Raw genomic sequence first — 18,098 nt, 5'->3', positions numbered from 1 at the left:
TCAATCTCCTGTTGCATGGGTTTCGGCAAGATGCTTTTCTTGGAAGCGGCGCGTCCGTTCAATCGCCTGGGCGCGCTGACGTAATGAATAAACTACCAACGCCAAAACGGTAGCGACATATGGGATCATCTGCACCCATTGTGACGGAATCGCCAATGACCCCAGTTGATTAGAGAGGGCATCAAAGAAACCAAAAAGAACCGCAGCAATCAATGTTCCCCACGGCGTGCGGCCACCCAGAAAAACAGCTGCCAGGGCAATAAACCCCCGTCCGGCCGTCATCTCACGTTGAAACAACGTCAGGTAAGCCATTGAAAGGTTTAAACCCCCCAAAGAAGCCAGGACACCGCTTAAGAGCAGTGCCCCCAAACGCACTCGTCGCACATCTATACCCAATGAGGCAGCTGCTTCTGGGTTTTCCCCCACGGCGCGTAAATGCACCCCTTGTGGTGTGCGATACAAGAAAACCGAGACTAACCAGGTCAGGATAAACGCCAGATAGGTAAAGATATTGTGCCCACTGAGGATAGTGCCTAAAACCGGAATATCTTTGATAATCGGTATATTAACCACAGGCACCGCTTTGCTTGCCAGGGTAGATGAACTGCCTTTGTCACCGGTGAGCACATAAAGCAAGAAGATTGTGCCTCCGGTTGCCATGATATTGAGGGCAATCCCCGCCAGAATAAGATCCGCTTTTAGATAAAGGTGAAAATAGGCCAAAATACCGGCCACCAGAACCCCAGAAAGCATACCTGCGATAACCCCCAGCCAGACGCTCTGGGTATAGGCGGAGATAACGACACCGGTGAAAGCTGCCACCAGCATAATCCCTTCGAGGGCAATATTCGTCGCACCGCTAAGTTCCGAGATCAACCCACCCAGCGCCGGAAGGATGAGGGGTGTGCTGATCCGCAAAACACTGGCCACAAACAAGGCACTAAAGATTCCTCGCAAGACCAGTTCCCACATTGTCTACTCCCCTCCTTCCGCCAGGGATGGGGCTGGCTGAGGATTGCGCCGTGCCGCGACCCGCTGTTGAATAACGGGCAATACCCGCTCCGCGGTGACTAAAAGGATGATCAGGGCTTGAATCACCAACACCATTTCGCGCGAGACATCGGAACTGCGTTCCATGATGTCCGCGCCGGCGCGTAGGTACCCATAGGCTAAGGCTGAAAGCGGGACAAAAAGCGGGTTGTTTCGTGCCATCAGCGCGACCACAATCCCCTCAAACCCTATGCCGAGCGAGATATTCTGGATCAGTTTGGTATGAATGCCCATCGCTAGATGCGCCCCTGCCAAACCGGCAAATATACCGCTTACTGCAAATGCTAAAATAATGGTGCGCTTCACATTGATGCCACCATAATGGGCAAACTTTATATTGGCGCCGATCATACGCAATTCATAGCCAAACGGTGTGCGGTACATCAGATAATAGGCCACCAGGAAAGCAATAATTGCCAGGTACAACATGATCGAGATGTTGGTCTGGCTCATGAAACGAGCCCGTATATCGGCCAGAAAAGGCAGTGCCGGGACGAACGAGGGTAAAATTCCGTCTTTGGTAAAGGTTTCTGAAGCGTTATAACCCGCATTGGGGGGTTTGATATGAAAAATCAGAAAATAATCGTAGATCTTAAGTGCAATTGTGTTCAGCATCAGGGTTGAGACAATTTCATTCGCATTTAGATGGGCCTTGAGGTAACCCGGTAGGTATCCCCATAAAAATCCAACCCCCATAGCCGCCAAAAGTCCCAATGGAACACGCAAATACCCCGGCAAAGGTACAAAAAGAGCAATAGATCCAGAGACCAATGCGCCGAGCAAAATTTGACCCTCAGCCCCGAGGCTGAACTGCTTGGATTTGAAGACCAGGGCAACGGCCAACCCAACGAGAGTCAGGGTGATGGATTCCTCAATCCAATCCCCAAAGCGGTTAAAACGCGATAACGGCCCCAACAAAAAGGCGCGGTAGGCCTCCAATGGTTGCTTAGAGACCAGAAGTGTTATAACGAACCCCAAAATCAACGCCGCAGAAACGGCAATCACAATGCGCAGAAATTCCCGCACCGCCGATTTTCGTAACAGGTTCATAGATAGGCCTCCATTTCTTCCGGAGATTGCCGTTTAATGCCTAACATGTAATACCCGATGTCTTCTTCAGTGGCTTTTGAGGCATCAGGAAAGACACCTGTAATTTGTCCTTCATACATTACGACCAGGCGATCCGAAAGACTCATCACCTCGGCTAAATCGGCAGAGACCAGTAAAACCGCTGTGCCACGGTTACGCTGTTCCACCAATTGCTGACGGATGAACTCCGTGGCGCCCACATCTACACCGCGGGTTGGCTGAGCCGCGATCAACAATTGGGGCTGGCTGGAAAACTCGCGCGCCAGGATGACCTTCTGCATATTGCCACCTGACAATGACGCCACCGTCACATCTCCGCTTGGTGTACGAATATCAAAGGTCTCAATCAGTTTTTGTCCGTGGTGTCGGACTACCTGGTTGACTATAAACATTCCCCGCCGAAATGGGGGACGAAAATAGCGATCCACAATCAAATTTTCATTAATGGTCGCTTCCAGTGCCAAACCATTGGTCAAACGGTCCTCCGGAATATGTGCCACCCCTGCCAGTCTTACCGCTCGGGGAGGGCGATTAAGGATGGGCACACCCATTACTTTCGCCTCACCCCCGGTTGCCGGACGTAAGCCAGTCAGCACCTCCACCAATTCGGTTTGACCATTGCCTTCTACCCCGGCCACGCCTAAAATCTCACCCGCATACACATTGAACGATAAACCACGCAGTACATATCGCCCAGTTTCAGAAACATAGGTCAGATCACGCACTTCTAACACCTTCGGACCACGTTCGCGGGGCGGTTTAGAGACCTCTAAAAATACATCGCGCCCTACCATCATGCGAGCCAGACCTTCACGGGTTGCTTCACTTGTGGGTAATGTCCCCATAACCCGCCCCCCGCGCATCACAGTTACCCGGTCTGAAATCTCTTTGACCTCACGTAATTTGTGGGTAATGAAGATGACCGTCTTGCCTTGCTTGACCAAAGCCCGGATGGATTTGAACAATTCGGTGGTTTCTTGCGGCGTTAATACAGCGGTTGGCTCGTCCAGGATTAGGATTTCTGCGCCACGATACAAAATTTTGAGGATCTCCACTCGTTGACGCATCCCAACATTGACGCTGTCAATTGTGGCTTCCGGATCTACCTTCAAGCCGTACTGGCGTGATAGTTCTTCAGTGATTCGGATGGCCGCTTTGCGGTCTAATAGCCCCTGCCGGGTTGGTTCTTTGCCCAAAACGACGTTCTCAGCTACGGTCAAGGAGGGAACCTGCATAAAATTTTGGTGCACCATGCCAATTCCAGCCCGGATAGCATCGTGCGGGGAATGAAAGTGCACTGGTTTCCCGTTGACCCGGATCACCCCTGCTGTTGGACGTTCTTCGCCATAAAGGATTTTCATCAAGGTGGTCTTACCCGCCCCATTTTCTCCCACCAGAGCGTGAATCTCACCCCGTTCAACCGAGAAAGTTACGCCATCATTCGCCACCACCCCATTGGGATAGATCTTGACAATCTGATCCATCTCAACCAGTGCCGCCATGCCACCTCCCAAAATATGCCCCTATCAAGTGAATTGGGGGTACGAAAGGCTCGTACCCCCACCCTAGCGCTACTTATTTGAAAACGGTATCCACCACAATCTTGCCTTCCAGAATGTCCTTTTCAGCCTGGTCAATTTTTGCCTTGACATCAGCAGGGGTCATTTCTTCATAGTATTTATTCTTTGCCAGCCCTACACCGCCTTCGGCAATGCCCAGAGCCTCCGCCTGCCCGAACGGCAATTTGCCTTCGAGATATAGTTTGATCGCCCGATAGAGGCTGTTATCCACGTTTTTCATCATTGAGGTGAGAATGTGCTTGGCCTGTTCGGGGTTAGTTGTTTCAATAATCAAAGCCTGGTCAGAGTCCACGCCGATGGCATATTTGTTAACTTCCTGAGCCGCCTGGAAGATACCCACGCCAGTGCCCCCTGCAACGTTGAAAACAATGTCTGCACCCTGCTGGTACATAGCCAGGGCAATCTCTTTCCCCTTCGCCGGATCGTTCCAGCCACCTGCATACTGGACAATCACGTTCTGTTCCGAAACGCCAGCATCTTTAGCACCCTGCTTATACCCCACGATGAAGTCATTGATCACAGGGATATCCTGCCCCCCGATAACACCCACAATCTTTGACTGAGACATCAAACCAGCGTAGAGACCGGCCAAGTAGGAGCCTTCATTCTGCTTATAGGTCACCGAATAGACGTTCTTGCAATCACATTTGCTGTAGTCCACCGAAACATCGTAGATGATGAACTTCTTATCGGGATACTTCGGAGCCACTTCTTGTAAGAATTCTGACATCTGAAAAGTTCCAACAATGAGAATGTCGTATTCCTCATTGGCAGCGGCATCCTCAAGTGCCGGCTTCCATTTTGCAGGATCAATCCCGGCTTCTATGGTCTTGACCTCGATACCGAAGTCCTTTTTTGCCATCTCCATACCGCGGTTCGCCGAATCGAAGAAGGATTTATCACCTAAAACACCGTTAATCAGGTTAACCACCCGAAGTTTCTTCTCTTCAGGTGGAGCCTGGGTAACTCCCTGCTGTGGTGCACAAGCCGTCAGAATCAGGGCCGTTACCACCAACACATAGACCAAAATGAACAGTTTTGACTTCATGTCCTCAACCTCCTGGAATTAATGGGTAACAAGTGAGTTTCATGCCTTTCTGCATTAATCAACCATTCGCATCAAATCGCTAAAACCACCTCCTCTCACTCTCCGCCGGCCAGAACAGAACGCAGAACCTCCACACCGCGCCCCACATCCACGTGAGTCACAACATGAAGATTGGGTTCTGCCGACGTTTGGTACCACGAGATTGCCAGTAAACCACGCCCAATCTGTCCTTCTATCTCTACATTCGCCTGCACTGCTAAACTCTCTCGAATACTTTCAGGATAGAGAGCGACCAACATCGCCAGGAAATCGGGCAAGACTAACCCCGCTGCACCCAAGGTTTGAAGGCGCTCACGCAAGTAACCGGTGATGTGACGCGCAAACTGCGTACGCGGATTTTCAGGGAAAAGCAGGGCGTCAAAATCAGACCATGGGATGGGATAACGCAAAGATGTCTCCCAAGGCAAAAGCCACACCTCTTTAAATCCTGCCATTAATACCCTTGCGGCGGCCTCAGGATCGGCGAAGAAATTGAACTCGGCCACCGCCGAGGCATTTCCTCTCGCCTCGGATGTTCCCCCCATGATGACCAATCTTGTGACATACTTCGGCAAATCGGGTTGCAACGCTAGCGCCAAAGCCAGATTCGTCAGCGGCCCTAAGGTTACTAAGGTAATGCCTGCTGGGCCAGGACGGTGACGAAGCCACTGTGTAAGGGCAATTGCAGCATGGTTAGACCGCCTTTGGCGCATAGAGGGCTGCATCCATGCAGTTACTCCACCCAGCCCATCCGGCCCCATAATACTCACCGCATCAACCGGCTCACTTAAGAGCGGACGCGAGGCGCCTTCGTACACAGGTACCTCGCGTCCCATCACATCCTGGATCAAGCACACATTTTGGGTAGCTTGCCTGACCGGCACATTCCCATGCACTGTGGTGATCGCTAAGGGATGCCCACGAGAAGATGCCAAAGCGAGCATCAAGGCAAAGGCATCATCTACACCGGCATCAGTATCAATAACAAGGGGGATTGAAGCGGAAAGTTCCAACACACCATCCTACCGGGGAAATTCCTAAGCAATAAACAACCTATCTCACCAGACAGTTAGGTCTGGGTACTCACTGATCTCTATCCTGAGTCAATTTTGGGGGGAAGTAATTAAACCTCTAACTCGATAACTGATTTGATTATAGAGAAAAGCCAAAACCATTGTCAAGTTGATCGGTAAACTTTGTCTGTCAATTTTGTGAATTTTATACCTGTGCCTGCTTCATCTTTTCGAGTTTATACTTTCGATGAGGCTAGCAGACGTTGCTGATAATCATCACATAGATCATTGAGGGGGCAAATGGTACAGCGCGGCTTACGTGCCAGACAAATCTCACGCCCCAGACGAATCAGGTTTAGATGGGCTGTCCCATAGGTCTCTGGAAGAAACAGGCCAGCCAAGTGGGAATGCGCTTGTTCCACGCTCATCTTTTGTGGGCGCAACCCTAAGCGCCCGCTGACGCGATAAATATGGGTATCCACCGGAAACGATGGTTTGCCTAAAGAAAATTGAAGCACGATAGCCGCTGTTTTAGGCCCAACACCGTTGAAGCGCATTAACCATGCTTTGGCTTCCTGAGGAGACATTTCTTCCAAAAAAGAAAGGTCTAGCGATCCCCGCTCGGCAGTGATCTGACGTAACAACGTCTGGATACGCGGCCCCTTCTGGTTGGCCAAACCGGCTGGGCGAATTGCATCTATAACCGCTTCTGGACTGGCATCGCGAACGGCTTCCCAGGTTGGAAATCGCTCTTTCAACCGTTCAAATGCCATGTCACGATTGCGATCATTGGTATTTTGAGACAAAATGGTTGAGACCAATTCCTCAAGGGGCGAGAGCGGCTTACGCCAGTGGGGCTCACCAAAGTATTGCACCAATCGCTCGTAAACCTTTTGTGCTTTGGTTTTCAGTGCGGGCTCGAGCTGTTCTTCCAACCCCATTACCTATAATCCAAACGACCGTTGCCATTCCAACTTAAAAACCGGGCGAATCTCACCCACGCTTAAACCGCGCCAATTTTTCAAAGGACGCGGGGCTAAATCGGCTAGGTGAGATTGAATCTGATCCTCGTTCAAAACCCCTAATTGGCGCAATACTTCAATCGCCACCACTGGGCGCGCGCGCCCGCCCGGATCGCCATCTGCGATTTTGAAAGTAATTCCGATGCCAGGGCTGTCCGGCCCTAGTGCACCGGGCAGTAGTCCAATGCCCTGATACCCCTCAGCTCCGCCTTTGGCAATTATCTTCCCCATCCCTATTTCCATGACCAAGGTATCAAATCGCCCCGGCCCGGCCACCATAAACGGAGCCTTAGTCATGGCAGATGTGATGGTGCGACATGCCTGTGCGCGTTGGGGCGATAATTCCACGGGATCACATAAACGCGCATAACCCAGGGCGGCATGATAAAGCGGCAGGGCAAAAACCGGTGCAGAGCACCCATCAATACCGATGCGTATATCTTCGAGGGAAATATTACACATCTCTGCCAGCGCATGCAGAATGCGCTGTTGCACGGGATGTTGTGGATCGAGATAATCCTCACGACTGGCTTCAAGCAAAGCTGCCTGCGCCAGCATATTCGTATGCTTTCCCGAACAGTTATGACGATTGGGGGTCGGGGTTTCGTTGCGCTGTATCATGGCCTGCCAGGTCGGCTCATGAAAAGGCGGATGCACCCCGCACTGCAACTCCTTCTCTTCAATGCCCAATTTGGCTTGCAGGCGGGCTATAACCTGAACATGTTCATCTGTCCCCGAATGCGAAGCACACATGACCGCAATCTCTTCAGGGGTTAATGAAAAGTGCTCAACCGCGCCTTCCTCGATCAACGGTAAAAGTTGGAAGGGTTTCGCCGTAGAACGTAAATGCATCACCAGGTAGGGATCGCCCAGGCTGGCCAATAATCGTCCTCGCGAATCCACTATGGCTAACGCTCCCCAGTGAACCGACTCAACAATTGGCCCGCGCGTTAATTCCACTAGGGGCATAAAAGGCGTCTCGTGCATGCTGTTAGCCTCCAAGGGTTTAATCTTCTTCCGTGTCTTCAGAAGAGCGATAATGGCGTAGGTAATACCGCCACAACCCGTACCTTAAACGATTCTCATATTGGGAAGCTCGTTCCGCGGTGGGTTCAAATTTTTCAATTAGTTCCCGCGCCAGTTCGGCAACGACGGCCTCAGAAGCCGCCCCCGCCCCCAGATGCTCCAAACGCGACTGAATCTCTCTCAAAACTTGGGCTTGCTTCTCAACCTCTTTTTGGGTCACCAACCCGGTGCGCCCACTAACGATCAAATAATCTCGATACTCCGGAGACGCCAGGATTTCTAGCGAGCGCAGCCACTCGGGAATATTGGCCTGCACCAGAAACGGCGGTTGAGGAAAAACCACCGCATCCCCCACAAACACCACTTTGTGTTCTAACACATTGACCCAGATTGCACCGTTTGAAGGCCCTGGATGGTATTCCAGGATAATCGGCGCTTCATTCCAAAAAATCTTCAGGTGTTCGGTAAACGTAATTTCCGGGGGTGACCAACGCACACTACCCAGGTTTTCATATAATTCCCATTCTGCCCCGGTTTCTACCCCCTGCGCCTTAAGCGTGGAGGGGCGATTACGCAAAACCGAAACTACTCCCTCATGCGCAATCACCGTACATTCCATCGCTCGGCTGCCAAGAGTACGATCCATGTGCGCATCCAGATTGACCAGCAAACGCTCAACACCTCCCCCTAGATTTACCAAGGCTGATCGCCAAGAACGAATATCTTCAGGACGAAACGGTGCGTCAATGAGCACCAATCCATGGGGAAGCGCAATCACCCCTAAAACGACGCCCGGGTATCCTTGTTCAATATATAAGTTAGGAAATAATTCCTGCATCATCTTCCCTGTGCTAGGCTTAGGTGGATTGAGTTTCGCGGTAAACCGGGAGGGTGAAAATAAACCGACTACCCTTCCCGGTTTCGCTTTCCACCCAAATTTTACCACCATGTGCCTGCACGGCCAGACGGCAAAATGCTAACCCCAAACCCAACCCGCGCGGGAACCGCTCTCCTTGAACGCGGCTAAACTTCTCAAAGATAAGCTCGTGATAGGCCGGGTCAATCCCCGGACCGTTATCCTGAACCCATAGTTCAACAAACTCACCTTGCGCACTACCCCCAACATGTAAGGTGCCGTTGGTAGGGGTGTACTTGATCGCGTTTTCGAGCAAATTGATCAACACCCTCCGAATCATCTCCCCATCTACCCATACCACGGGCAATGACTGGGGGAGTTCAACGATCAAAGTTTGCTGCTTACCCTCTACCATAGGCTGAACCGCTTCGCGCGCTTCCTGAACGAGTGCCAATGGATGAACAGGTTTGCGATTGGTGATCGGCTGACCTGCCTCGAGGCGATTAATATCCAAGAGGGAACTGATTAACCTTTGCAGGCGGTCGGTTGAGCGCATTGCAATTTGAAACACCGGCTTCAATGCCGGCATATTCTCTAAGGGCAAAAGTGAGTTCAAAATATCCAAACTAGAAATAATATTAGCCAATGGCGACCGTAAATCGTGATAAATCATCGCCGCCAGGTCCTCACGTAATGCATCCAATGCCTTACGTTCAGAAATGTCCCGTAGTGTCCATTGCAAATAGGTTTCCCCCTGTAAAACCACTCGCCGCACATAGACTTCAACCGGAAATTCACGACCATCCCGCCGCCGCGCCGTTCCTTGATAAGTAACCGGTTGAAATGACTCACCTTGAGTCAGATAATTTCTCACCACTTCCCAATCGGCGGGATGAAAAACATCAAGAGATTGTCCCACTAAATGAGGGAGAGCATGCCCGCTAACTGTGGAGGCCTGGCGATTGGCTTCAATGATTGTTCCCTCCAGCGTAGTGATTAAAATGGGATCAATGCTATCATCAAATAAATCGCGATATCGCTGTTGAGCAGCCTGCACCGAATGAAAGAGCTGTGCGTTGCGGATTGCCAAACTGGCTAAGTCGGCAATGGTTTGTAACAATCTCAAATGATCTGGAGTAAAAAAGCCTGGCTTAGCATGCACCAGCGTCAAAACCCCAACCAGTTGATCCTGGGCCAAAAGGGGCACGCAAATGGCAGATTTTCGCCGATTGGTCTCTGCACGGTCATCTGCTCGCTGCACCCATCGCTCATCCTTTGACGTGTCCCCGATTAATGCAGGTTGGCGATGAGCCGCAACCCAACCCGCCAATCCATATTCCAGCACTTCCCGCATCTCCGCTACCGTGGGCCGGTGGATGGCATCCTCAATAACAATGGCAGCCTCAATCGGCTCGCCGGTTTCATCTAAGGCAATCAGACTTCCCCGCTCGGCGCCCACATTGCGCGTTGAAAGGAACAGCACCCGCGCTAACACCGTGCCTAGATCCAGGCTGGAGGCGAGTTCGCGACTAATTTCAAGCAATAACTCAAACGAGGCCCGCTCTTGATGAGACGCCATAATGTCACATCCTTTGAGGTTAGACAAAATTGTCTCCTGGGGCGAGAAAACGCACTTTGTTATGTAAGATGGTTAATTTCGAGTATAGCACAAAACGTCGTCTACTCGATTTCAAACACTTTACAATATATCCGTCTACAATTAACTAACCTCTAGATCTCGCTTCACGCACAGGATACTTGACATGGCCCTATCTGCATCCTTACTCACCCATTTGATCTGCTCGACGTATCAACACCATTATTCACCCCACGAACCACAACGGTTCTGTCCTCACTGCAACGCACCCTTAATTGCTTGCTATGACCTTGAGACCGCTCGTAACCATCTTGACCGCGACCAATTTGCCCACCGTCCCCGCGGTCTTTGGCGTTGGCACGAATTATTACCTATCACCGACCCACGATTTCAAATTACGCTCGGTGAAGGGGATACGCCAACTTTGTCTCTCCCTCACCTTGGTGACCACCTAGGCTTGTCTCATCTCTTCTTAAAAGACGAAGCCCTCAACCCAACCGGGACATTCAAAGCCCGCGGTCAAGCTGTTGCCCTGTCGAAACTCCGAGAATTAGGATTGAAAAAAGTCCTTGTCCCTACCGCCGGGAACGCCGGCGGTGCCATGGCGGCCTATGCCGCACGGGCCGGCATGGCAGCGCGAGTGATAATGCCTTCTGATACCCCACGCGCAAATGTCGAAGAAGCCCGAATAGCAGGGGCCGAGGTCATCTTAATCGCTGGCTTAATCAGTGACGCTGCTCAAGCGGCCGCCAGCATGGTAGAACAGGGTTGGTTTGATGTTTCAACATTTAAAGAACCTTATCGGTTAGAGGGAAAAAAGACAATGGGATTTGAGATTGCCCAAGCCTTTGGATGGCGCTTTCCTGAGGTTATCGTTTACCCGGCTGGAGGTGGTATCGGACTGGTGGGAATATGGAAGGCTTACCAGGAGTTGAAAATCCTGGGATGGCTGGAAGATGACACCCCGCCCCGTCTGGTTGCCGTTCAAGCCCAAGGTTGTGCGCCATTTGTCCGGGCTTTTCAGGCACATGCGGATCACTGTGATTTTTGGCAGAAAGCCCAAACTATAGCGTCGGGGCTTCGGGTTCCCAAATCCTTTGGTGACCGCCTGGTACTCGAAGCTCTTTACGACTCTCAGGGGATAGCCATCGCGGTCAGCGATGACGAAATTCGTAACGCCCAGAAGTTGCTCGCGTCCAGCGAGGGCATCTTTGCAGCTCCCGAAGGTGCAGCAACGGTGGCAGCACTCTTTCATCTCAAAGAACAGAGATTCTTAAATTCCAAAGAGCGGGTTTTGCTTTTGAATACCGGTAGCGGGATTAAGTACCTAACCTAACCCACGTGTTGTCGCTAATTCCACCCGCACCGCCTCACAGCGTTCACAATCCGGCAGATCACAAAGCAGGTCTAAAGGGTTTTGACGAAGATGAACTGCCACCCGTTCAACCATTGCGGATAAAGGCAAGGCGCGTATTGTGGCTTCGCCGATTTTGACCTCTCGCGTGATGGGACGTAAAAGTGGCTCAGCCTGTTCAAAACCCAAAGAACACCCCGGAAAGCCCGGACATGCCACAACGCCTTGAGGGGTTAATGCCCAACGGAGGAACTGACGCCGCCCAGCCATCCGTTCAGCCAAATGCAAACTGGTGTTAACGGTATGGTTAACCCCCAGCAACAACACCCATCCGCCTTGTTCCATTAACACTCGAATAGGCGCCAAGGGCTCCTCAAGGGTCTGCGCGTTAATTGCGCTCTCTACGCCTACCCCTGCAAACGAAAGAATGGGATGACCCGACCGTTTGGATTGAGGATGCCGGCGTAACGTTTCTGGAATAACTCCCATCAAAGGATCGGCGGGCATATCCAGGGTAAAGAACTCGGCCATGGCATTCTGGGCTTTACCACTCCCATAGGTAATACCGTTATTGGTCGGTCCATCCTCAGGGATCAACATGGTTTTATACGTATGTGTGGGTGCCATCACGCCGGGGAAAGTTGCCAACAAGGCACCCACAACGGTTTCCGCGCCCCCACGTACCGGCCCGAACGCTGAAAGCGATGCGTGGACAATGACCGGGTGCACGCCGATTTCCAGCGCCTGCAACCCGCGCAAAATCTCTCGGAAACCGATCATTCCGTCCTCGTCAGTCTCTCAAATTGTGCGCGCCTTAGCCACGCACCTGGTGGCACCTTCTCTCGACGCTCCATCCATCGAGTGATCCACGCTACCTGCTTCTGACCTTCTGTATTCTGCCAGGCAGTTTCATCCAATATCTTTGCCAGCGGTCCAACTTCAAGCGCGCAACTAAGAATATTATATGTCATAAGTTCACCTGCGGTGGCTTGAGTCAAACCGGCTAATCCGAATTGGCTGGCCGCAAACGCCGCATTTATCCCATTATTTTTATCTGCCACTAACTCGGCAATAAGGTTAAGGATATTTCCCCCTCCCACTGCCGACATTGGGGCAATCGCGCTTTGCATCAATAAAAATGGCCCACTTAGATTGAGCTCGAGAGTGCGTTCCCAGTCCCACTCATCGAGGCGCGCGAGATCAGCTTCAGGTTGAATGTGCAAATTATTGATCAGGCCATCCAAACGCCCCCAATCTTCCACAACCTCTGTAATTAACATCCGCGCCGGTAGACCTTTGCCACTATCCGCAACATACAATTGGCATTTGGCGCCTAACTCCCGCACCTGGTGATACGTTTCTTCCAGGTGAATGGGGCTTAAGTCATGGAGGGCCAAGATCGCCCCGGCTCGAGCTAACGCCAGGGCTAATACGCGTCCCAAGCCGCGCGCCGCCCCGCTTATCAAGATCACCCTGCCGGCCAGGGAGTAAAGATGTTCGGTCATATTAATTCTCAAACGTGTAGCGGCGTCTCGGCTAAAACCCGTTGAGAATCGGTAGAGCCAGGGATTTCACCCAGCATTGACCACGGTCCCGCCCAGGTGATGCGCACTGGAATGATTTGTCCCCGCAGGTCAGCTTCGCTCTCGACAAAGACCAGTTTATTGGTCTCCGTGCGCCCTTTCCAGCGCCGTCGCACCTTCTCTTCAAAGAGCACCAACACCTCTTTTCCCACATACTGTTGGTTGATCTCGCCAGCAATGCGCTCTTGCAATTCCTCTAATAGACGAAAGCGCCGCCATTTTTCTTCTTCAGGGACATCATCGGGCATTTTGCGTGCCGCTACAGTGCCTTCGCGAGGAGAATAGCGCGCCAAGTGAGCCACATCCAAACGTAACTCGGCCAGCAAGTCATACGTGTGCTGAAATTGGGTTTCAGTCTCACCTGGAAATCCCACAATAATATCAGTAGCAATGGCTACACCCGGTATACGGGCGCGAATGCGCTCAATCAATCGGCGGTATTGCTCGGCCGTATAACCGCGGCGCATACGGGCTAACACCTCATCGTCTCCGGCTTGAACCGGCACCTCAATATGCGGCATCACTTTGGGTAATTCGGCCACCGTGTCCAAAAGTTCATCGGTCATCCAGTTGGGATGTGAGGTGAGGAAGCGAATCCGTTCTAAACCTTCAATTTGATGTAGGCGCCGCAATAAACCACTCAACGTAGGAAATTCAGGCTCATCCTTGCCATAGCGATCCACAATCTGGCCCAGTAAGGTTATTTCCTTTACCCCTTGAGCCACCAAGGCTCTGGCTTCGGCCAAGATAACCTCGGGTGGACGGCTGCGTTCCGGCCCACGGCGATAGGGAATAATGCAGAACGTGCACGCATGCGAACACCCATACACCACCGGGATAAACGCCGAAACGGCTTTACCTCGCTCTTCCTGCGGCAAAGGAACCTCTTCATCCATCCAGGCAAAGCGCTGCTCGGTTTCCTCTAATTCAATTTCCCGCCCCAAGCGCTGGCTCAGAAAAGCCAAAAGTGGGCGCGGATCCGAGGGGGGTGAAAAGACATCTACAAAGGGGAAGCGCTCTGCAACTTTCGGGTTCCCCTTAACCCCTACCAAACATCCCATCAGGTTGATGATCACCTCAGGGCGCTGTTTCTTGATCGGGCGGAGGGCATTTAACCGCCCATAGGCTTTATCCTCGGCACTCTGACGCACCACACAGGTATTAAGCACAATTACATCTGCCTCTTCAGCGGTGGTAGTCGGCTCGTAGCCCAAATGTTCCAAAGCCGCCGCCACCCGCTGCGAGTCAGCAACATTCATTTGACAACCTTCGGTCCAAATATAGTACTTCATAGTATCCCGATTATATCAAAGGTTTGCCTTCTGTTCTTTCAAATCAGACCATTTAAGTATTATATCATACGCCCAAAGTGTCTCTCGAATCGTGATAGAATAACCCCCATGCCGAAAAATCCAACAAACTCTCATCACCTCCGTGGTTGGCATTGGTGGTTTGGGGTTGGAGGAGTTTTGATCGTGGTTTTTTTACTGGGGGCTTATATCTTCTTACCATCTTTTCGTTCCCGGCTGATCTGGCGATATGAAATCTTTGCCACTTACCTGCGAGGTGTGGTTGATCCAGTTAACCCGCTCCCGACACCCAGGGTGAGGATTATGCCTCCAACTTCTACGGCTCTCCCCACCCTTGCAACCCCTCAAGAGGTCCCATCTGCATTACCTGGCCCGACTTCAACCACGTCTCCAACGCCAACACCACTGCCCCAACGGGTAGAATTGCCCCCTCCGCCATACGAGAAACAGGACATCAACAACTGTGGCCCGGCTACGTTAACAATGCTCTTGCGGTATTATGGTTGGAACGGCAACCAATCCGACATTGCCAATATCATCAAACCCATTCCTCAGGATCGCAACGTCAATATTGAAGAACTTTTGTATTTCACCCGTAATTACGTTGGATGGCTGCGCAGCGAATTTCGCGTTGGGGGCGACATCATGTTGCTGAAACACCTGCTTGCAGCCGGTTTCCCAGTTGTGATTGAAGAGGGTTACTTGATGGAAGAATCCTACTGGCCTAATGATGACCGCTGGGCAGGGCATTATTTATTGCTGACCGGTTATGACGAGGGGGAAGGCTACTTCATCGCCCAGGATTCCTTTTATGGCTCCAACCGCCTCATTCCCTACACCGGTCTAGACCAGAACTGGCAGGCTTTTAACCGTGTCTACTTCTTGGTCTTTCCTCCCGAGAGTGAGAGCACCATCCAAAGCCTTTTAGGTGCAGATTGGGATGTGACCGCAAACCGCACACACGCACTTGAAATTGCTCAACGCGAAACCCAAGACCAACCTGCCAACGCTTTTGCCTGGTTCAATCTAGGCACTAATCTGGTTTACTTCGAACGCTATGACGAAGCCGCAACAGCCTATGACCAAGCACGTACCCTTGGCCTACCGCAGCGGATGCTGCGCTACCAGTTTGGCCCTTTCTTTGCCTATTTTCATACGAACCGTATTGAAGACCTGATGGCACTTACCGAGTATGCCCTCAAACGCACCCCAAATTCCGAAGAGGCCCTTCTCTGGCGGGGATGGGGATTGTATCGGCAAGGGAAGAAAAATGAAGCCATTGCCGCCTTTGAAGCAGCACTTAAGGCTCATCCGGGCTACCCCGATGCAGAGTATGCGCTGCGCTTTGTACAACAAAACTGATGATCGCTTTGAGGTAAAAATTTTTGATGATGAGAACCCGGCGTAACATCTTTGTAACCCTTGTGCTTATCGGTCTGATCGCCTGTCTTGGGATAGGGACATTGGCAACGGTCGCCTTAATCACACTGCGTGCGGTAAATACCCCATCCATCCCAACAGTGGAAACGTTATCCCAAGAAATAACTCGAGCCTTTCCCACCCAGCGCCCACCTTCACGCTTGCCGACCGCCGAAACCACCACCCCCACGATGGTATCGCTTCCCCCGGACATCGCTGCACAGATGGACGAAATTGAACAGCAAGTGATTCGCATCCGGGGATTGCAACCTCGAACCCCTCTGCGCCGTGAGCTCCTTACCACCGGTCAATTGCATCAAAAGGTTATTGATGACTTCCTCAAAGATTACACACCTGCAGAAGTAGAAAAAGACGTCACCACCCTATCTCTTTTTGGTCTGCTTCCCCGCAACTTTGACCTTTACACATTATTGCGGGATCTTTATACCGAGCAAATTGCCGGCTTTTATGATGATGACACCAAAACTATGTACGTCATTCAAGACGAAGCCTTCCGCGGTCCCCAGCGGTCAACGTATGCTCATGAATACACGCACGCACTACAAGATCAAACGTTTGATTTTAAAGGCGGCCTCAAGATGACTGACGAGGTCTGTGACCAACAAAGTGAATATTGTGCCGCAGTACAATCCCTGATTGAAGGCGATGCTTCGCTTACTGAACAGTTTTGGTTACTCAATGCCGCCACCCCCGAAGATCGGAAGCAGATTCAGGAGTTTTATCAAAACTATCAAAGCCCCGTGTTCGATACTACACCCGAATTCCTGCAACAGGATTTTCTTTTCCCCTACCGCCAGGGGTTGGATTTTGTCCTTGACCTCTACCAGAAGGGGCGCTGGGATGCAATCAATGCTGCCTTCAAACACCCGCCTTTATCTACGGAACAGATCCTCCATCCCGAGAAATACCCTAGCGATGCCCCTCTCGAGGTCAACGTGCCAGATTTAAGCCCCGTCTTGACCGGATATGAACTTTACGATGAGGGCGAAATTGGGGAATGGTACCTCTACTTGATCCTTGCCTATGCCGAAAAGCAAGCCTGGCGTCTGAACGAGAATATTGCAGCACAAGCCGCCGCCGGCTGGGGCGGGGATGTTTATCAGGTCTGGCGCAACCCGCAGAATGAGGGAACCCTTTTGCTAGTTAATATCCGCTGGGATAGCGAAAATGACGCCAAGGAGTTCTATAATGCTTTTCGACAATACGGCATTCAACGCTGGGGCCAGCCGCTCTCGACAGCGACAACCACAAGCCGCTGGCAGGTATCCACCGCAGGCCAAAGCATCCTGATCAGGGAAAATTCATACACTATATGGATACTCGGAAGTGATGCCAAGGCTGTAACGGACGCGCTAGAGGCGTTTCAAACCTTAATTCCTCAGCCATAACATCCCGATGCCCCTTGGTGTTTCACGCATCCGTGCAATCTGTTTTGACCTAGATGGCACCCTGAGCGATACCGATGATGAATGGGTGCGGGGATTGGAAACCGTCCTCAAACCCTTCCTCCTCTTTTTTCCTGCCCGCCACCTGCACCGTCTGGCGCGTTGGCTGGTCATGAGCAGCGAAACGCCAGGGAACTGGATTTTCGCGCTTCTCGATCGCTTGGACTTAGACCGTCCGATCCAATGGTTAAACCAGCGGCTGCGTGGAAAACAGCGATTGATACGACATAGGTTCAAACTGATCCCGGGGATTCCTGTCCTGCTTCACGCACTAACGCATCATTACTCTTTAGCCATTGTCAGTTCACGGGATGAAGTTACAACTCAGTCTTTCCTTGAGCAACATCACCTGAGCCATTTCTTCCGTGTTGTGGTAACCGCCCAAACCACGCGCCATACCAAGCCTTTTCCCGATCCCATTCTGTGGGCAGCAGCAGCCATGGAAGTTGATCCACATGCCTGCTTGATGGTGGGCGACACCCCACCCGATATTCATGCAGCCAAAGCCGCCGGCGCCCAAGCTGTGGGAGTTCTGTGCGGCTTCGGCACCGAACGCGAACTTCATCGGGCCGGTGCAGATCTTATTCTGCCCTCGCCGGTACATCTCATAAATCTCTTGCCCCCCTCCCAGCACTTGCCATAAAGA

Annotated in this window: 16 protein-coding genes; 4 read left to right on the top strand and 12 right to left on the bottom strand. The window is 51.6% G+C overall.

Annotated elements, in window-relative coordinates; translation table 11 throughout:
- The 9 genes from QYE77_RS13940 to QYE77_RS13900 all read right to left on the bottom strand — a co-directional run bounded on the left by QYE77_RS13940 (position 1) and on the right by QYE77_RS13900 (position 10,302).
- On the bottom strand, positions 1–972 hold the full coding sequence (locus QYE77_RS13940; protein WP_315626053.1) for an ABC transporter permease: 972 nt from the start codon (positions 970–972) through the stop codon (positions 1–3).
- 3 nt (positions 973–975) lie between these two features.
- A complete protein-coding gene (locus tag QYE77_RS13935) occupies positions 976–2,100 on the bottom strand; it encodes an ABC transporter permease (protein ID WP_315626052.1) in 1,125 nt (374 codons plus the stop codon).
- A complete protein-coding gene (locus QYE77_RS13930) occupies positions 2,097–3,641 on the bottom strand; it encodes an ABC transporter ATP-binding protein (protein ID WP_315626051.1) in 1,545 nt (514 codons plus the stop codon). The genes QYE77_RS13935 and QYE77_RS13930 overlap by 4 nt, the downstream gene beginning before the upstream one ends.
- A 73-nt stretch (positions 3,642–3,714) precedes the next feature.
- Positions 3,715–4,767: a BMP family lipoprotein gene (locus QYE77_RS13925; protein ID WP_315626050.1), complete on the bottom strand. Its 1,053-nt coding sequence runs from the start codon at positions 4,765–4,767 to the stop codon at positions 3,715–3,717.
- Between the two features lie 95 nt (positions 4,768–4,862).
- A complete protein-coding gene (locus QYE77_RS13920) occupies positions 4,863–5,822 on the bottom strand; it encodes a nucleoside hydrolase (protein ID WP_315626049.1) in 960 nt (319 codons plus the stop codon).
- Positions 5,823–6,055: 233 nt separating this feature from the next.
- A complete protein-coding gene (locus QYE77_RS13915) occupies positions 6,056–6,760 on the bottom strand; it encodes an endonuclease III domain-containing protein (RefSeq protein WP_315626048.1) in 705 nt (234 codons plus the stop codon).
- Between the two features lie 3 nt (positions 6,761–6,763).
- Complete coding sequence (locus tag QYE77_RS13910; RefSeq protein WP_315626047.1) at positions 6,764–7,828, bottom strand: asparaginase; 1,065 nt, start codon at positions 7,826–7,828, stop codon at positions 6,764–6,766.
- 19 nt (positions 7,829–7,847) lie between these two features.
- Positions 7,848–8,708, bottom strand: coding sequence for an MBL fold metallo-hydrolase (locus tag QYE77_RS13905; protein ID WP_315626046.1), 861 nt, complete (start codon positions 8,706–8,708; stop codon positions 7,848–7,850).
- 16 nt (positions 8,709–8,724) lie between these two features.
- A complete protein-coding gene (locus tag QYE77_RS13900; protein WP_315626045.1) occupies positions 8,725–10,302 on the bottom strand; it encodes an ATP-binding protein in 1,578 nt (525 codons plus the stop codon).
- Positions 10,303–10,486: 184 nt separating this feature from the next.
- Here QYE77_RS13900 and QYE77_RS13895 point away from each other — a divergent pair, with 184 nt between their 5' ends.
- A complete protein-coding gene (locus tag QYE77_RS13895) occupies positions 10,487–11,656 on the top strand; it encodes a threonine synthase (protein WP_315626044.1) in 1,170 nt (389 codons plus the stop codon).
- Here QYE77_RS13895 and QYE77_RS13890 read toward each other — a convergent pair.
- Genes QYE77_RS13890 through miaB form a run of 3 tightly spaced genes read right to left on the bottom strand, consistent with a single transcriptional unit; the run spans position 11,648 to position 14,549 of the window.
- Positions 11,648–12,454 carry an AAC(3) family N-acetyltransferase gene (locus QYE77_RS13890; RefSeq protein WP_315626043.1) on the bottom strand — a complete coding sequence of 269 codons (807 nt, stop codon included), beginning with the start codon at positions 12,452–12,454 and terminating at the stop codon, positions 11,648–11,650. The genes QYE77_RS13895 and QYE77_RS13890 overlap by 9 nt on opposite strands.
- Positions 12,451–13,179: an SDR family NAD(P)-dependent oxidoreductase gene (locus tag QYE77_RS13885; RefSeq protein WP_315626042.1), complete on the bottom strand. Its 729-nt coding sequence runs from the start codon at positions 13,177–13,179 to the stop codon at positions 12,451–12,453. The genes QYE77_RS13890 and QYE77_RS13885 overlap by 4 nt, the downstream gene beginning before the upstream one ends.
- A gap of 8 nt (positions 13,180–13,187) precedes the next feature.
- Positions 13,188–14,549 carry a tRNA (N6-isopentenyl adenosine(37)-C2)-methylthiotransferase MiaB gene (gene miaB, locus QYE77_RS13880; protein ID WP_315626041.1) on the bottom strand — a complete coding sequence of 454 codons (1,362 nt, stop codon included), beginning with the start codon at positions 14,547–14,549 and terminating at the stop codon, positions 13,188–13,190.
- Between the two features lie 321 nt (positions 14,550–14,870).
- On the opposite strand from miaB, the gene QYE77_RS13875 reads away from it, so the two are divergent.
- From QYE77_RS13875 to QYE77_RS13865, 3 genes are read left to right on the top strand one after another with little or no spacing between them, the layout of a single operon-like run.
- Complete coding sequence (locus QYE77_RS13875; RefSeq protein ID WP_315626040.1) at positions 14,871–15,929, top strand: C39 family peptidase; 1,059 nt, start codon at positions 14,871–14,873, stop codon at positions 15,927–15,929.
- 26 nt (positions 15,930–15,955) lie between these two features.
- On the top strand, positions 15,956–17,395 hold the full coding sequence (locus QYE77_RS13870) for a hypothetical protein (RefSeq protein WP_315626039.1): 1,440 nt from the start codon (positions 15,956–15,958) through the stop codon (positions 17,393–17,395).
- A gap of 7 nt (positions 17,396–17,402) precedes the next feature.
- Positions 17,403–18,095 carry an HAD family hydrolase gene (locus QYE77_RS13865; RefSeq protein WP_315626038.1) on the top strand — a complete coding sequence of 231 codons (693 nt, stop codon included), beginning with the start codon at positions 17,403–17,405 and terminating at the stop codon, positions 18,093–18,095.
- The last annotated feature ends 3 nt before the right edge of the window (positions 18,096–18,098 follow it).

Origin of the sequence: Thermanaerothrix solaris, from assembly GCF_032334255.1 — a bacterium.
Taxonomy (GTDB): domain Bacteria; phylum Chloroflexota; class Anaerolineae; order Anaerolineales; family Anaerolineaceae; genus Thermanaerothrix; species Thermanaerothrix solaris.
Note: the sequence above shows the minus strand (reverse complement) of the source record. Positions and strands in the feature narration are given on the sequence as shown.

Excerpts from the sequence above, each read along its gene's own strand:
- QYE77_RS13895 (WP_315626044.1), top strand. The coding sequence starts at position 10,487 with ATGGCCCTATCTGCATCCTTACTCACCCATTTGATCTGCTCGACGTAT.
- QYE77_RS13915 (WP_315626048.1), bottom strand. The coding sequence starts at position 6,760 with ATGGGGTTGGAAGAACAGCTCGAGCCCGCACTGAAAACCAAAGCACAA.
- QYE77_RS13900 (WP_315626045.1), bottom strand. The coding sequence starts at position 10,302 with ATGGCGTCTCATCAAGAGCGGGCCTCGTTTGAGTTATTGCTTGAAATT.
- QYE77_RS13925 (WP_315626050.1), bottom strand. The coding sequence starts at position 4,767 with ATGAAGTCAAAACTGTTCATTTTGGTCTATGTGTTGGTGGTAACGGCC.
- QYE77_RS13890 (WP_315626043.1), bottom strand. The coding sequence starts at position 12,454 with ATGATCGGTTTCCGAGAGATTTTGCGCGGGTTGCAGGCGCTGGAAATC.
- QYE77_RS13930 (WP_315626051.1), bottom strand. The coding sequence starts at position 3,641 with ATGGCGGCACTGGTTGAGATGGATCAGATTGTCAAGATCTATCCCAAT.
- QYE77_RS13885 (WP_315626042.1), bottom strand. The coding sequence starts at position 13,179 with ATGACCGAACATCTTTACTCCCTGGCCGGCAGGGTGATCTTGATAAGC.
- QYE77_RS13865 (WP_315626038.1), top strand. The coding sequence starts at position 17,403 with ATGCCCCTTGGTGTTTCACGCATCCGTGCAATCTGTTTTGACCTAGAT.
- QYE77_RS13935 (WP_315626052.1), bottom strand. The coding sequence starts at position 2,100 with ATGAACCTGTTACGAAAATCGGCGGTGCGGGAATTTCTGCGCATTGTG.
- QYE77_RS13910 (WP_315626047.1), bottom strand. The coding sequence starts at position 7,828 with ATGCACGAGACGCCTTTTATGCCCCTAGTGGAATTAACGCGCGGGCCA.
- QYE77_RS13905 (WP_315626046.1), bottom strand. The coding sequence starts at position 8,708 with ATGATGCAGGAATTATTTCCTAACTTATATATTGAACAAGGATACCCG.
- QYE77_RS13940 (WP_315626053.1), bottom strand. The coding sequence starts at position 972 with ATGTGGGAACTGGTCTTGCGAGGAATCTTTAGTGCCTTGTTTGTGGCC.
- QYE77_RS13870 (WP_315626039.1), top strand. The coding sequence starts at position 15,956 with ATGATGAGAACCCGGCGTAACATCTTTGTAACCCTTGTGCTTATCGGT.
- miaB (WP_315626041.1), bottom strand. The coding sequence starts at position 14,549 with ATGAAGTACTATATTTGGACCGAAGGTTGTCAAATGAATGTTGCTGAC.
- QYE77_RS13875 (WP_315626040.1), top strand. The coding sequence starts at position 14,871 with ATGCCTCCAACTTCTACGGCTCTCCCCACCCTTGCAACCCCTCAAGAG.